Raw genomic sequence first — 13,166 nt, 5'->3', positions numbered from 1 at the left:
GGGAGCGTTGCTTGCCCCGCTATCAGAAATCGAACATGCGGAGCTGTTGCTTGCTGACCTGGTCGGCCGGGTCGATCGACTGCGCCTTGCGGAAATCGGCGATTGCATCAGTGCGGCGCTGCTGCGCTTCATAGGTGAGGCCGCGATTGTCGTAGGCTTCGACATAGGACGGATTGAGCTGGATCGCCTGCGTGTAATCCGCAATCGCCTGGTTGCGGTCGCCCTTTACGACATAGGCTTTGCCGCGGGAGTTGAAAGCGTTGAAGTCTTTCGGGTTGATCGCGATCGCCCGGTCATAATCGGCGATCGCGTCACCGATCTTGCGCAGCCCCACATTGGCATTGCCGCGATTCCAATACGCCACGCCGTTCCTTGGATTGATGCTGATGGACTGATTATAGGCGGCGATCGCACGGCCATATTGTTTCAAGCCTTCGTAGGCGACGCCGAGACAATTGTACCCGCCGGAATTGTTGGGTTCGCGCTTGATGACCTCGCTGCAATCCGGAACGGCCAGATCGTATTGGAAATTGTTGCTGTAGGCGACGCCACGCGAGCTGTACAGCCAGACCAGATTTGGATCGAGCTTGATGGCCTCGCCGTAGTCCGCGATCGCGGGCTCCCATCCACCTTTTTTCGTGATCAACCTCTTCCTGAAGAGCGCTTGACCCCGTTGGCCCAAATCAAAGGCGGATTTCGGATCGATGGTCACCGCCTTGGTGAGATCGGCGACGGCCTGGTCGAATTCGCCCTTTTCCGTCCAGGCCATGCCGCGACGGGCATAGGCCCACGCCTCTTTGGGATCGAGCCTGATCGCCTCGGCGTGGTCAGCCAGCGCCGCGTCGTAGTCGTGCAGACCGTAATAGGCGACGCCACGATCGTTGTAGGCCCTGCCATATTTCGGATCGATCTTGATCGCCGCGGTGCAATCCGCGATGGCCGCGTCGTGGTCCTCTTTGCTCTCGTGAGCCTCGCATCGGTGCGCAAAGGCCCAGGCGTCCTTCGGGCTGAGCTTGATGGCCTCGCCGTAGTCGGCGATCGCGCGGTCGTAGTCCTTCCTGTTGAACGAGCCGCGCCCCCGATTCTTGAACGCCCTGACGCGTTCGGCCACCGGCTCGCTCATATCGTCGATGACGCGGCTGCATGCCGCGCCTCCGACATCGGGCTTGTCGGCGCTGGCGGCGCACCCGTCCCGATCGACCGGCGTAGCGGCCCGCGCCGGCATGGCGAGCAGGAGCGCCACGCAAAGGAGCAGTCCACCTGATCCGCGCGCTGCCATGCTGTTCTCCTCCGCCAGGCGCTCCGGCGCGAACGTCTGACGTGACTTTATCCCCAACGGCAGGCCATTTGCCATCGGCAACCGATGTCCGCTGTGGGCCCCACGAAATGGGACGCCTATCGCGCGGTGCGACCAAGCTGGTCCACCACGGCCAGCCATAGTGCTACGGTCTCTGCTGACGCATTCCGATCGACCGCTTCGGGACGAACCGCTGTATGTACCATCACGAGCTTGGTCCCGGGGTCCACAAAGATCATCTGGCCGCGGATGCCGAGCAACACGAACCGGCGTTCGCCGCCGGGCAGTAGCCAGACCTGATAGCCATAGCCGTAGTACTTCGTGGCCACACCAGGTGCGAGATGCACGTCGGTTGAACTCACCGTCGTCGCATCGATCAGCCATTGGTGTGGAATGATCTCGCGCCCATTCCACACGCCGTCATGCGCCAGCAGGCGTCCAAAACGGGCGTAGTCGCGCAACACGGCGTTAAAGCAGCAAAAGGTCACCTCTTGGCCGGTACCGTCAATCGCCCACGAGGCATCGGCTTCGGTGCCGATCCGCTGCCATATCTTCTGACTGAGGTAATCTGCGACTGGAGTGCCGGTCACCGAGCGCAAGATGAGGCCAAGGATTTCGGTCTCGGAACTGGCATAGTGCCATCGCGTATCAGGCGGCGCGATGCGGGTATTGTACTGCGCGATGCTGACCACGGGGGCCTTGCCGGGCCGGCCGAACAGATCGCGCCCGAGGCGCGCAATATCGTCCTGCCCATCGTACCGCTCTTCGAAGCTGACACCAGAGGACATGTGTAACAGCGCACGGATCGGCGTCTTACCGTACTCAGTACCTGCGAGTGCGGTGACATAGGTCGCGACGTCGTCGTCGATCGACTTGATGACACCGTCGGCCACAGCGATGCCGATCAGCATCGCAGTAATGGTTTTCGCCATCGACTGGGAGAGAAAGCGATCGCGGTCCGATCGCGCGTATTGATAATGTTCGTACAGAATAGTGTCGTCCCTGGCGATCAGCAGTCCGGTCGTCGGCTGCCGGGCAAGATAATCCGCGATCGTGCGGCGCTCGCCGTCGAAACTGTAGTCAATCTCGGGCTCGGTGGCGCGCTGAAACGGCCAGGATGTGGCTGCACGCGCAACGACGCGCGCCGGTGTCAGTTCGTCAAAATGGCTATAGGTCGCCACGAGATGCCGCATCTCTGCGCCAGTCGACAATGTGCCAAGGGGATATCCCTCATCAGCGCCGTAAGCGGCCGCATCATGACCGGTGTTCGACAAGACCGGTCCGGCGGCGGCGCGCTTGGCGCCTTCTTGCGCACTTGTGATGCCGAAGGTCGTGAGCATAACCACCGCGGTGATCGAAATCAGCCCTGTTGCCCTGTTCATCGCCGCCTCCGCGTGTTGCGCTGCATCAGCGCAGCTCTTCCATCAAGAGCACGACTTCGCAGATGGGTCAAAATGCGGCCTGCCGGAGAGAACCGCGTTTTCGCGTTGGTGGACCCATCAGCCCATGCTGCCCGGTATGAAACAGCGGACACGGGGATGGCCGTCGATGTAGTGCTTCCAGACCATCGTCCGTCCGGCGAGGTTGGGTTGCGTGATGAGAGCGCCGTCTGGCACCAGAACCCATTCGCCATCAATGCGAACGCGATATCGTCCGTGATCGGACCCCCAATCCGGCTCGGAGACCACGTAGGCGTCGGAGTCCTCGCAGCACTTCCCGAATTCGCTTTCCAGGCTCTCGAACCAAGGTTTCAGCGGGGATTTCGCGTAGCGGCCGTCGTCTCGCGCAAGCGCCGCGGTGATAAGCAGCAGCAGACAGATCGGAACAGTCGCCCGCCTCATCGCCAGCATGTCTTCGCCTCCGCGATCTTGTCTCGGCTCAATGGAAGACTCATCGAGCGGCCTTGAAGTGCTGGTCGATCTCCCAAGCGTTCAGTCAGCGGTACAAAGCCCCGCGCCAGTTGCCCCTATCGGCAAGCCAGGTGGCGCCAAGCCAACGGTGGCCGGTTCTCGAATACCAACCGTGGCCTGAGCCAATTTGGGGGATTTCGAGCGCGACGTGAGAACCGCAATCTGGTGAGGAGAAGCGGGCATACCAGCGAACATGAGCTGCGACGTGGCTGGGCTCTCCTCAACATGGGCCGCCCCCAATACCGCTACCTGGTGCGGGGAGATCGGGAAGCCCATGAGTTCGAAAGTCGGACGGTCCAAGTTGCACGCGCCCGCTTTGTTGGTCCAAGTGCCTCCGATGGAGACGACGGCAATTGTGATTACAAATAGATTTCTCATGATGACATCCCTCCTGGATGGCAGAGATATTTGCACCACGACTTCCAAATTGACCTGGTTCAATTCGCCAGCACTTCATAAGGCCGCGAGCGCAGCATCCGATAGACCGTCAACCGGGCAAACGGCGGACTCCATGCGAGGTCCTGGGAAATTTGCCCGACGCCGAACCAAACAGTACCGAGCGGCAGCTGGATGCTGTAATCTGCCGAAATTGCTACGGGCCCCTCGCCATGCGGAAGATGAGGATTCTTCGGCGCCGGCCGGTCATCGATCTCAAGTGGTCGCTATTGAGGCAAGTAGCGGCTGTTGCGCTACTCTGTTTTCTTGGCGGAGCGGCGATCTCCGTCTACCGAGCAGCAGAGGAGACGTCGAAGGCCAATCGGGCTGTAGCCGATGCTGTTGGCAGGTTCGTCGAAATGCCGCTTGCGTTCTTCCATGGCGACGTGCGGACGTTCTTCGGAAGGCGCTTTGATCTGCAAGTCCGCTTTCGTCAGCTGGATGGCTTTCTCGACCAGGTGATGAGCCCCGGTCAGTGCGTGCGGCTGCATGAAGCCGGCAAGGATGTCGTCTCCAGCTGTCTGGGTTTCCGCAGTCAGGTGGACGAGGCGCCTGCCTGGTTTTCGGCCATCTATCGGTGGGCAGTCGGCAGTCGCATGACCTACGAGCGTCCCATCGGATACCAAAGTCTTGTCTTTGGCTCGGTCGTCGTCAGCACGAACCCGTCAGCCGTGACGGCGCGCGCCTGGTCCGAGATCTCGCGGATGCTCGGCCTCTCCGCAGCGACAATCGGCGCACTTGGCATCCTGGTGTATTTCGTCGTCGAGCGCGCGCTGCGGCCGACGAGAGATGTCGTCAGCGGCCTCAACAGATTAGCTGCGGGCGATCTGAAGTGCCGCCTCCCGCCCTTCCGTCTTGCCGAGTTGCAGAGCATAAGCAGCGTCTTCAACGACCTCGCGAACACCCTGGAAGTCGCGACCTCGGAGCGCGCCGAGCTTGCGCGACGTCTGGTGGAAGCGCGGGAGCAGGAAAGGCGTCACCTCGCAAGGGTACTTCATGACGAGCTGGCCCAGAGCCTCAGTGCCATGAGTGCGACGGCAGCTTCGATCAAGTTCACAGCCACGACCGATTGTCCACCTCTTGTTGCCGAAGCTCAGGCCCTGACGGAAACCGCCGGCAATATCATGAAGGGGCTTCGCAGGACCGTGCAGGAGTTGAGACTGCAGGAGATCGACGACGTCGGCCTGCTCACGAGCCTCGAGGGATTAATCGGCGATCACAATCGCCGCGGTTGCGGGAAGACCCGATTTTTTCTTGAAACGCACGGGGACCTCGATGCGCTCCCCCCGGCGATTACCGTTCACGTCTTTTATATCGTTCAGGAAGGTCTCACAAACGCGGCGAAACACGCGCAGGCGGCCAACGTGCGTGCCGTGGTGCGCATCGATCTTGCCCGAGGTGGTACGCCACCGTCTGGCGCCGGCTCGGTCGAGGCAACGGTTGAAGACGATGGTGCTGGATTAGTGCCTGAGATCAGGAAAGAGACTGGTTTTGGCCTCGGGCTGATCGGGATTCGCGAGAGAACACTCGCGCTGGGTGGGCAGATGAAAGTCATGTCGAGGCCAGAGAAGGGCCTCATCCTTAGTGCCATCATTCCTGTTACCGATATCCGGGGGACAGCATCATGACGCCGCGAAGCATCAGCGTCCTGCTTGTCGATGACCACGCGGTTGTGCGTGAGGGATACCGTCGGCTTCTCGAGAAGCACGAAGGCATTACCGTCGTTGCCGAGGCCGCCGATGCGGCGGCAGCCTATCAAGCCTATAAGAGCAAAAGTCCCGATGTCGTGGTGATGGACGTGTCGCTGCCAGGTCGCGGCGGTATTGATGCCATTCGCCAGATACGTCAGTGGGACCCAGCAGCCCGCCTGCTCGTTTTCACCATGCATTTGAGCGCGACATTCGCTCTCCAGGCCTTCAGGGCCGGTGCGAAGGGCTTCGTTACAAAGAGCAGCCCGCCCGAGTTGCTCGTTAGCGCGGTACGTGACGCGGCTGCCGGCCGCGTTGCAATCTGCCCCGAAATCAGTGAAGCTCTTGCGAGGAACAGCTTGCAGGATGATGCAAGTGCCATTGATAGTTTGTCGCCACGTGAATTCGAAATCCTGCGCATGTTGCTCGCCGGCCGGTCGGGCGAGGACATTGCCGCCGCATTCAATCTCAGTCCGAAGACCGTCTCGAACTACCATTATGCCATCAAGTCGAAGCTCAGCGTTTCTTCCGATGTTGAGCTCGTGCTTTTTGGGCTGCGAAGCGGATTGATAACGCGAGTTGAGGAACGCGAGCACGAGGACAATTTCCGGTCTGCCTGACAGCCGATGGCATTCGGTCCCTGGATGGCCGCTCCCAGGCTCATCCGACTGATGAGAGACGCCACGCAAGATCCGTAAATGCCCCCTTTTCCGGAAGTCTCCAAGCTGGAGAAGCAGTCGCGCACTGAAGGTTGGCTATGCCCGTGCGGACCGCACCCGGCGCGGCCCCCGTCCCGGAGACGCTCCCGGCTAAATTGCACCGATGACAATGTTTAGATTGATCCGAGACATCTCTCGGATCAATGTGGTGACATTAATTCGATCGCGCGCTGCAACCAGCGCTTGGCGGTGGCCCGATGGCGCGACTCTCATAGAGACCAGCACATGGATCTGACGGTCACCACAGTCCTCATCGCGTTTGCCGGCGTGTTCCTGATCTGCTTCATGAAGGGCGCGTTCGGCGGCGGGTTTTCCATCGTGGGCATTCCGCTGTTGTCGTTCGTGATGGACCCGGTCACGGCCGGAGGCCTGCTCGCGCCGCTGTTCATCGCGATGGATCTGTTCGCGCTCCGCTACTGGAAACCCTCGACCTGGTCGAAGCCGGACCTCGCGCTTCTGCTGCCCGGCCTCGTGACAGGCATCGGTCTAGGCTATCTGCTATTCCGGGTATTGGACCATCGTGCCGTCGCGATCGTGATGGCGGTCGTCACTTTGGTCTTCGTCGGCCTATGGCTTTTGAGTGCATCGAAGGTGACGGTGCAACCGCGCTCGTCGCCGAAGGCGGTTGCTGCCGGTCTCGCCTCGGGCGTCACCACCATGGTCGCGCATTCCGGCGGTCCGCCGCTTGCGATGTATCTGCTGCCGCTCGGCCTCAGCAAGGAAGTCTACGCCGGGACGACGAGCCTCTTCTTTACAGTTGGCAACGCGACCAAGGCGGTGCCGTGGTTGCTCCTGGTAAGGCCGAGCGGCAACGTCTGGATCGTGATGGCAGCATGCCTGCTCGCCATTCCCAGTGGCGTCTGGCTTGGCTGGCGCCTCCACGGGAAGCTGGACCAGCAACAAATCTACCGGGCTTGCTACGGATTGCTGGTCGTCACGGCATTGAAGCTGCTCTGGGATGGAGTGTCCGGTTACCTCGCGTAGATCGAGAGCGGACATTCCGTATCCCGACAGGACCGTTCTCAGGGCCTTAAAGTCGCGCGAGCGCAAGTCAAGCTGTCATAGCCGTGCTTGGGACGACTCGACGGCTGTGCACTTGGTCGCAACGACCTTGACGACCAAACCGGCAGTCTCGTGCCGCATTTGCGCTATGGACGCTCCGTTCCGGCGCACCTCAAAGGCCTCATCGTCCTGGTAGACCTCATAGATCAGAAGTCTCGACGCGTCGTCGCGGGGCAGCACTACTTCGAACTGCAGCGTGCCGGGTTCATCTTCGAGGCATCGCGCGCGATGGGCCATTAACAGCGGGACGACCTGATCCCGCTTTCCCGGCGCGACTTCGATACTTCCCATAATCACAAGCTTGACCATGACAATCTCCTTCCCTCGCGCCTGAGCGAGATGCGTTGGTGATTCAATGTCGCAACGCCGCTCGCTCGATCTGATGTGTGTGGGCGCGCCACGCGCTCCGAAGTTTTCAAGTTGCCTTGCGAAGAGGCCGGAACGCGTCGCGGACCTCCCGGCTGAAGATCTCCGGCTGCTCCCACGCCGCAAAATGACCGCCGGCGTCGGCCTGATGGAAGTAGATCAGCTTGGGATAGGCCTTCTCGGCCCAACTCCGGGGCGCCACGAAGCTCTCACCGGGAAATGCCGTCACGGCGGCCGGGATCGGGACGTTGGCAGGCAAATAGAGATTTGCCTTGTTTTCCCAGTAGAGCCGGGCAGAGGAAATCGCCGTGTTGGTCACCCAGTACAGCGTGATGTTGTCGAGCACGTCGTCGCGGGTCAGCGCGCCCGCGGAGTGCCCGTTGACGGCGCGCCCGAGCACCGCCGATTGCATCGCCGAGGCCGGCTGGGCAAAGCCGTCGCCGTGGTCGAGCAGCCAGGCTGCAAGGCCAGCCGGCGAATCCGTCAAGGCTGCCAGCGTTTGCGGACGCGTCCCCATGATCTGCGCGTAGGCGCGCCGCTTCGTGAATTGGATCCTGAGCTGGTCGAAGGCGCGCTTCTCATCCGGAGCAAGATTCTCCGGAGCGGGATCGCCCGCTGCAACCGCCTTGAAGATCTCGGGCGGAACGACGCCGGGCAGGTTGACGTGGATGCCGAGCAATTCCGGCGCTCCCAGCTTTGCCATTTCATTGGAGACGGGCGAGCCCCAGTCACCGCCCTGCGCGACGAACTTCTTGTAGCCGAGCCGCTTCATCAGCACGACCCAGGTGCGCGCGATGCGCTGCGGATCCCAGCCGGTCGCGGTCGGCTTGCCGGAGAACCCGTAGCCCGGCATCGAAGGGATCACCAGATGGAAAGCGTCCTCCACGGAGCCGCCATGCGCGGTCGGATCGGTCAAGGGATCGATGATCTTCATCTGCTCGATGACCGAGCCAGGCCAGCCATGCGTCACGATCATCGGCAACGCGTTTTCGTGCCTCGAGCGGACGTGAATGAAGTGGATATCGAGTCCGTCGATCTCGGTGATGAATTGCGGCAGGGCATTGAGCCGCGCTTCGACCTTCCGCCAGTCGTAATCGGTTTGCCAGTAGCGGACGAGGTCCTGCAGCATAGCGAGCGGCACGCCCTGGGAGTCGTCGGCGACCGTCTCCTTCTCGGGCCACCGGGTCGCCGCAAGGCGACGGCGCAGGTCGACGAGATCGGCTTCGGGAATGTCGACGTGGAACGGACGGATCTCGTCGTTGGTTGCGGCCGGCGCCGGACGTATCGCAAACAGGTTGACGGCGCCTGCAGCGGCAAGTCCAGCGGCAGCTCCGACGAGCAGCTTGCGCCTCTCATGATCGATAGTCTCACGGTTTGGCTGCACTGCGGCGATTGCATTTGGCTTCCGAGATTGCGTGGTCACTTGACGATCTCCTCACTATGGGACGCGGCCGGCAAAGCCGCGATCGCTTCGGTGGTTGTCAGGATCGAATGGGCGTAGGTCGGACCGTTCAGTTCGTGCGCGGCATGCATCATGTCGTGGGTAAAAGCGGCCGTAGCGTCGCGCACCAGCGTGACGTGATAACCGAGCTCCATGGCGTAGCGAGCGGTGGACTCGATGCAGGTATTGGCAAGCAGCCCGACTACGATCACGTGCGTGATGCCCTTCTGCTTCAGCAACAAGTCGAGATCGGTATTAGCGAAGCCGCTTTGTCCCCAGTGCTCATGAGCGACGAGGTCTCCTGGCTTCGGCGCAAAGTCGGGATGCCATTCGCCACCCCACTCCCCGCGCGCGAAGCTGTGGCGATGCATGATCGACCGCTGACTCGGATTGGGATGATCCCAGGCCTCATAGTCGCCCGGCTCCCACCGTCGGTGCGGGACGATGACGACCTGAACGCCTGCCGCACGTACGGCGCCATCCAGCCGGCGAAGGTTGTCGAGAAGCCCAACCTCATCGGCGATCGGCTTGATGCGCGGGTACACCTTGCCGCCCTCGGACAAGAAATCATTGTAGGGATCGACGAAAAGCAGAGCGGTTCTCCCGCGTGGATAGACGGTCTCGGTCACTGTCGCCTCCTCGGGCCGCCCTGCGGCCGGTTGCATCGGGTTCAGTCAGGCAGCTTTTGGCCGGTCTGCTCCCGCATGACGTACTCGGCGTACCAGTCCGGCCAGTTCGCATCGGGGCCGCCTGCCCGCTTCTCATGTTCGCCATGAGCGACGGCTGCGCGACGGAGGGCTGCGGCGAGATCGGCTGGCGAGGCAAACGTCGCGCGATCTTCGCTGACGCGACCCGCCAGCCGCTGCGTGACCTGCTGGAGCAGCCAGACATTTCCGTCCGGATCGTTGAATGTCGCCAACGAGCCGTAGCTGGGGCGATCCGGATCGGGACCCGGGATGCGACCTTGCGGTCCACGGTGAAACACTTCGCTCACGTCGATGCCGCGAGCGATCAGTTCGGCGCGGGCCACCTCGATGTCGTTCACGATGAGAAAGCGGGGTAGCGCCGGTCCGGTGCCGAGATGGATCGAGGCCGGCGAGCCCGGAGGCGTGAATTGCACAGCCCGAGATCCGTCCGCCCTGACGAAATCGGCGTCGAGCCTCCAACCCAGATTTTCATAGAAGCGCTTGGCGCGGTCGACGTCTGAAACGGGAATGACCGTGACTTCCAGCTTCATGTCGACCTTGCCCGGTTTCGCGTCCTTGCTTGCGGTGGTCATGGTTCGCTCCTTCGTTGACGAACCGGGCGCCAATGGCCGCCCGTTGTATTTGAACCGACCTCGCCCCATATTTGCTATGAAAGTCATAGGCACAAGCGCGATGAAGAAAACGTGATGAAGACGATGAATGACAACACTGCTGACCAAACACTCTGCCCCGTGGCACGCGCCGCGACAGTCGTAGGCGATCGCTGGACGGTGTTGATCCTACGCGAGCTGTTCATGCGGATGCACCGCTTCGAGGAGATCCAGGCGCAGACGGGTGCAACACCGCAAATGATTGCGGCGCGACTGAAGAAGCTGGAGGTGGACGGGCTGGTGAGGCGGCGTGTCTACAACAAGCGGCCGCTACGCCACGAGTATCAACTCACGAAGAAAGGCGAGGCCTTCTATCCCGTGATCCTGGCGTTACGCGCCTGGGGAGAGACCTGGTGCAAGTCGCCGAAGGAAACCCGCGCAGTGAACTATACGCACCTCACCTGTGGCAAGCCGGCGGGCCTAGGTCCGGCCTGCGAATCCTGCGGCAAACCACTTCATCGCGAGGATCTGGTCGCCGAGCGGGCTCTCAAATACCAACGAGAGCGCGAGGCACGGTGGGAAGCTTTCAAGGCGAACCGCTAGATATTCCAGTACCCGTGCGAGGGCGTTGCGGTGCCGGATCGGTGAGGCCCGCCAGGCGGATCGCCTCCAGCTCATCCGCGTCGAAAAGTTTTGCGTCGAACAGGTTCCAGAACTCTTCCGAAACGCCTTGGCCAAAGACCAGCACATCATCGGTGTTGATCGAGACGAGAACGCCAGCGTCAAACAACGTTCGGATCGGATGAGCAGCCAGCGACTCGACCCTTCCAAGCATGACGTTCGATGTCGGGCAGATATTCAGGCGAATCTTGTTGTCCGCAAGGAAACGCATGACTTGAGCAGAATTTGCCGCTGCAATGCCATGTTGGACTTCATCAAGCTCAAGCTGCTCAACCGCGCGCCACACCGAGTCAGCGTCGCCCCATTCCCCAACATGCGCCTTCAGTCTTAGACCTCTTTCCTTGGCCATGCGGTAAAGAGGGTTGAACGCTTCGATAGGCTGAGCGAGTTCGTCTCCCGACAGATCAATCGTTTTGTAGACGCCGAGCTCCAGGAATGGCTCGAGCCATTTGATCAAGCTCGCTACGCTGCAATGTCGAGACATCCCGAGTTGCGGAATCCATTCGATCTCAGGAGCCACGCGCGCATGGATGCCGATAAGCTCGCGGGTCAGCTTTTCTGCGCACCCGTCGAACAAAGTGATAGCCCAGACGTCCTCACCGATCTCCAGCCGCGAAACGCCATCATATTGCGCCTGGACGAGCGTCGCCTCGAAGGCCGTCAGGCGCCCCCTCGGACCGTCGAACATCGGACCGATATGCCCGCTGACCCATTGATGCATTTCAGCCATCGAACCGAGCGGCCTGTCGAGCGGCGCTACGTCGTGTCCCGTCATGCGAGCGATCCATGCTCGATTGCCGCCACCAAAAGCATGGTTGTGCAAGTCGCTCTTCGGAAATGACCGGAGCGCTTCCAAATCGCCGGTCGTCAGCGCCTCTTGAAACGACGTCATGTCACGCGATCACGAGCGCCATCGAGAGCACGTTTTCATAGCGCCTTTACGCCACCCCACACTCATCCTGCCTTCTCTTGGTTCATCCCATGCATCATTCCGCCGATGGTGCTTCCCACGATAATGGCCACGACTACAGGCCAACCAGCAGCCGCCATGAGGATCGCGCCGACGCGCATATCCCCATCCGGCCGATTATATCCATCTATGGCGGCGAAGACGAACACCGCGATCAGGCAGCCAACTGAGTATCGCTTGAACCATTTCACGTCGAAATGCCTTCGCTTCCGGGCATTCGTCTCCTCAAACTCCATCCTGGTTCATCATGTCGGCATCCCGGCTTTCCCGCTTAAAGCGCGGCGCCTCAATTTGAGTGCACCGCAATTTTTTCTGCGTGATTCTGGTAGCCCTGGGGTCAAGCGCTGCGTTGAACCCCATCCGGGCCCGCTACGTCAAATATCCGTGTTTTTCAGGGAATGACCCGTCGATACTCTGGGGCTGAGCAGATGAAATTTTGGACGACCGCGGCGTGGCTGATCCTGATCGGCATCACAGTGAGTGCGTGCGCGTTTGAGCCCGACAACAAGCCGGCTTACGGCCAAGCGAACGGCAAGAAGTCCGATCGATGATAATTGAAAGGCCCGGCGGTTCCTGCCTGCCGATCTCATTCCCGATCAGCCACGCAAGAAGGCCAGAGCGCACTTGACCTTTGGTCCCACGCACGTGGCAAACCGTCGACCTGCTTATCAGCCTCAGGATTCAGAGCGCAAAGACACTGGCGTCAACGCTACATCCGATCTTCAGTTTCGTCATTGCTCTCGAGCTTGTTGCGCAATGCCGTGATGAAGCGGTGAACCGTCTGCAGGTCCTTCACCGAAAGTCCTTCCGAAAGGTCGTTGATCCACGGGGCCTGCAAAGCCATCGCGGCGTCGAAAGTGCGCCTTCCCTTGTCAGTCAGGACCACAAGTTGCGCGCGCCGGTGGTGGGGATTGGCCTCGAACGCCAAAAGCCCCTCCGCGTGAAGGTCGTTGACGATCCGCTGCACGTTTTGCCGATTGGCACCGAGGTCGCGGGCGAGCCATGCGACCGGCTGCGCTCGCTCTGCGTGCACGATGGCGCCGAGAATCTGCCAGCGGGCACTCGTGAGCCCGAGCCTGGCAACCAACCGGTCACCTGCAGTCAGGACCAGGCTATTCAGCCGGAATAGGTCAAGCATGAGGTTGCTCAGGGCATCGCCGGCAGTCGTTCGTTGGGATTTCAGCATCCGTCACCATAAATCTTTATTGACATCATAATGTCAAATAGGCACTCTAGATATAATACCACATTGACATCATGCAACCAACATAACGGAGGCCTTCATGTCCCACCTACGCCC

The 13,166-nt window shown here is 60.9% G+C and carries 15 protein-coding genes; 5 read left to right on the top strand and 10 right to left on the bottom strand.

Annotated elements, in window-relative coordinates; genetic code table 11:
• Positions 1–22 precede the first annotated feature (22 nt).
• The 3 genes from Q3C01_RS38625 to Q3C01_RS38615 all read right to left on the bottom strand — a co-directional run bounded on the left by Q3C01_RS38625 (position 23) and on the right by Q3C01_RS38615 (position 3,147).
• On the bottom strand, positions 23–1,279 hold the full coding sequence (locus Q3C01_RS38625) for a tetratricopeptide repeat protein (RefSeq protein WP_458150547.1): 1,257 nt from the start codon (positions 1,277–1,279) through the stop codon (positions 23–25).
• Between the two features lie 116 nt (positions 1,280–1,395).
• The gene (locus tag Q3C01_RS38620; protein ID WP_458150546.1) at positions 1,396–2,679 is read right to left on the bottom strand and encodes a serine hydrolase domain-containing protein; all 1,284 of its coding nucleotides are present in this window, start codon (positions 2,677–2,679) and stop codon (positions 1,396–1,398) included.
• A gap of 117 nt (positions 2,680–2,796) precedes the next feature.
• Positions 2,797–3,147, bottom strand: coding sequence for a hypothetical protein (locus Q3C01_RS38615; RefSeq protein ID WP_458150545.1), 351 nt, complete (start codon positions 3,145–3,147; stop codon positions 2,797–2,799).
• Between the two features lie 668 nt (positions 3,148–3,815).
• Here Q3C01_RS38615 and Q3C01_RS38610 point away from each other — a divergent pair.
• From Q3C01_RS38610 to Q3C01_RS38600, 3 genes are all read left to right on the top strand, one after another.
• Positions 3,816–5,270, top strand: a complete 1,455-nt coding sequence (locus tag Q3C01_RS38610; RefSeq protein ID WP_458150544.1) for a sensor histidine kinase — start codon at positions 3,816–3,818, stop codon at positions 5,268–5,270.
• Positions 5,267–5,950, top strand: a complete 684-nt coding sequence (locus Q3C01_RS38605) for a response regulator (protein ID WP_458150543.1) — start codon at positions 5,267–5,269, stop codon at positions 5,948–5,950. The genes Q3C01_RS38610 and Q3C01_RS38605 overlap by 4 nt, the downstream gene beginning before the upstream one ends.
• A 324-nt stretch (positions 5,951–6,274) precedes the next feature.
• Positions 6,275–7,033 carry a sulfite exporter TauE/SafE family protein gene (locus Q3C01_RS38600; RefSeq protein WP_458150542.1) on the top strand — a complete coding sequence of 253 codons (759 nt, stop codon included), beginning with the start codon at positions 6,275–6,277 and terminating at the stop codon, positions 7,031–7,033.
• A 75-nt stretch (positions 7,034–7,108) separates the two neighbouring features.
• Here Q3C01_RS38600 and Q3C01_RS38595 read toward each other — a convergent pair whose 3' ends face one another.
• The 4 genes from Q3C01_RS38595 to Q3C01_RS38580 form a co-directional block, all read right to left on the bottom strand.
• Positions 7,109–7,420 carry a putative quinol monooxygenase gene (locus Q3C01_RS38595; protein ID WP_458150541.1) on the bottom strand — a complete coding sequence of 104 codons (312 nt, stop codon included), beginning with the start codon at positions 7,418–7,420 and terminating at the stop codon, positions 7,109–7,111.
• Positions 7,421–7,526: 106 nt separating this feature from the next.
• Positions 7,527–8,900, bottom strand: a complete 1,374-nt coding sequence (locus Q3C01_RS38590; protein ID WP_458150540.1) for an epoxide hydrolase family protein — start codon at positions 8,898–8,900, stop codon at positions 7,527–7,529.
• Positions 8,897–9,547: a cysteine hydrolase family protein gene (locus tag Q3C01_RS38585; RefSeq protein ID WP_458150539.1), complete on the bottom strand. Its 651-nt coding sequence runs from the start codon at positions 9,545–9,547 to the stop codon at positions 8,897–8,899. Before Q3C01_RS38585 ends, Q3C01_RS38590 begins: the two co-directional genes overlap by 4 nt.
• Positions 9,548–9,588: 41 nt before the next feature.
• On the bottom strand, positions 9,589–10,197 hold the full coding sequence (locus Q3C01_RS38580; RefSeq protein WP_458150538.1) for a VOC family protein: 609 nt from the start codon (positions 10,195–10,197) through the stop codon (positions 9,589–9,591).
• 114 nt (positions 10,198–10,311) lie between these two features.
• Between Q3C01_RS38580 and Q3C01_RS38575 the strand changes: the two genes are divergently transcribed.
• Positions 10,312–10,818 carry a winged helix-turn-helix transcriptional regulator gene (locus Q3C01_RS38575; RefSeq protein ID WP_458150572.1) on the top strand — a complete coding sequence of 169 codons (507 nt, stop codon included), beginning with the start codon at positions 10,312–10,314 and terminating at the stop codon, positions 10,816–10,818.
• Here the strand turns inward: Q3C01_RS38575 and Q3C01_RS38570 are convergent.
• Positions 10,802–11,788: an amidohydrolase family protein gene (locus Q3C01_RS38570; protein ID WP_458150537.1), complete on the bottom strand. Its 987-nt coding sequence runs from the start codon at positions 11,786–11,788 to the stop codon at positions 10,802–10,804. The two genes, Q3C01_RS38575 and Q3C01_RS38570, sit on opposite strands and share 17 nt — an antisense overlap.
• Positions 11,789–11,850: 62 nt before the next feature.
• Entirely contained in the window at positions 11,851–12,102 is a 252-nt protein-coding gene (locus Q3C01_RS38565; RefSeq protein ID WP_458150536.1) for a hypothetical protein, read from the bottom strand.
• A 192-nt stretch (positions 12,103–12,294) separates the two neighbouring features.
• Between Q3C01_RS38565 and Q3C01_RS38560 the strand changes: the two genes are divergently transcribed.
• Entirely contained in the window at positions 12,295–12,417 is a 123-nt protein-coding gene (locus Q3C01_RS38560) for a hypothetical protein (RefSeq protein WP_458150535.1), read from the top strand.
• A 158-nt stretch (positions 12,418–12,575) separates the two neighbouring features.
• Here the strand turns inward: Q3C01_RS38560 and Q3C01_RS38555 are convergent, their stop codons facing one another.
• Positions 12,576–13,052: a MarR family winged helix-turn-helix transcriptional regulator gene (locus Q3C01_RS38555; RefSeq protein WP_458150534.1), complete on the bottom strand. Its 477-nt coding sequence runs from the start codon at positions 13,050–13,052 to the stop codon at positions 12,576–12,578.
• Between the last annotated feature and the right edge of the window lie 114 nt (positions 13,053–13,166).

It is taken from the genome of Bradyrhizobium sp. UFLA05-109 (assembly GCF_054185165.1).
This window is presented reverse-complemented; position numbering and strand designations above follow the sequence as displayed.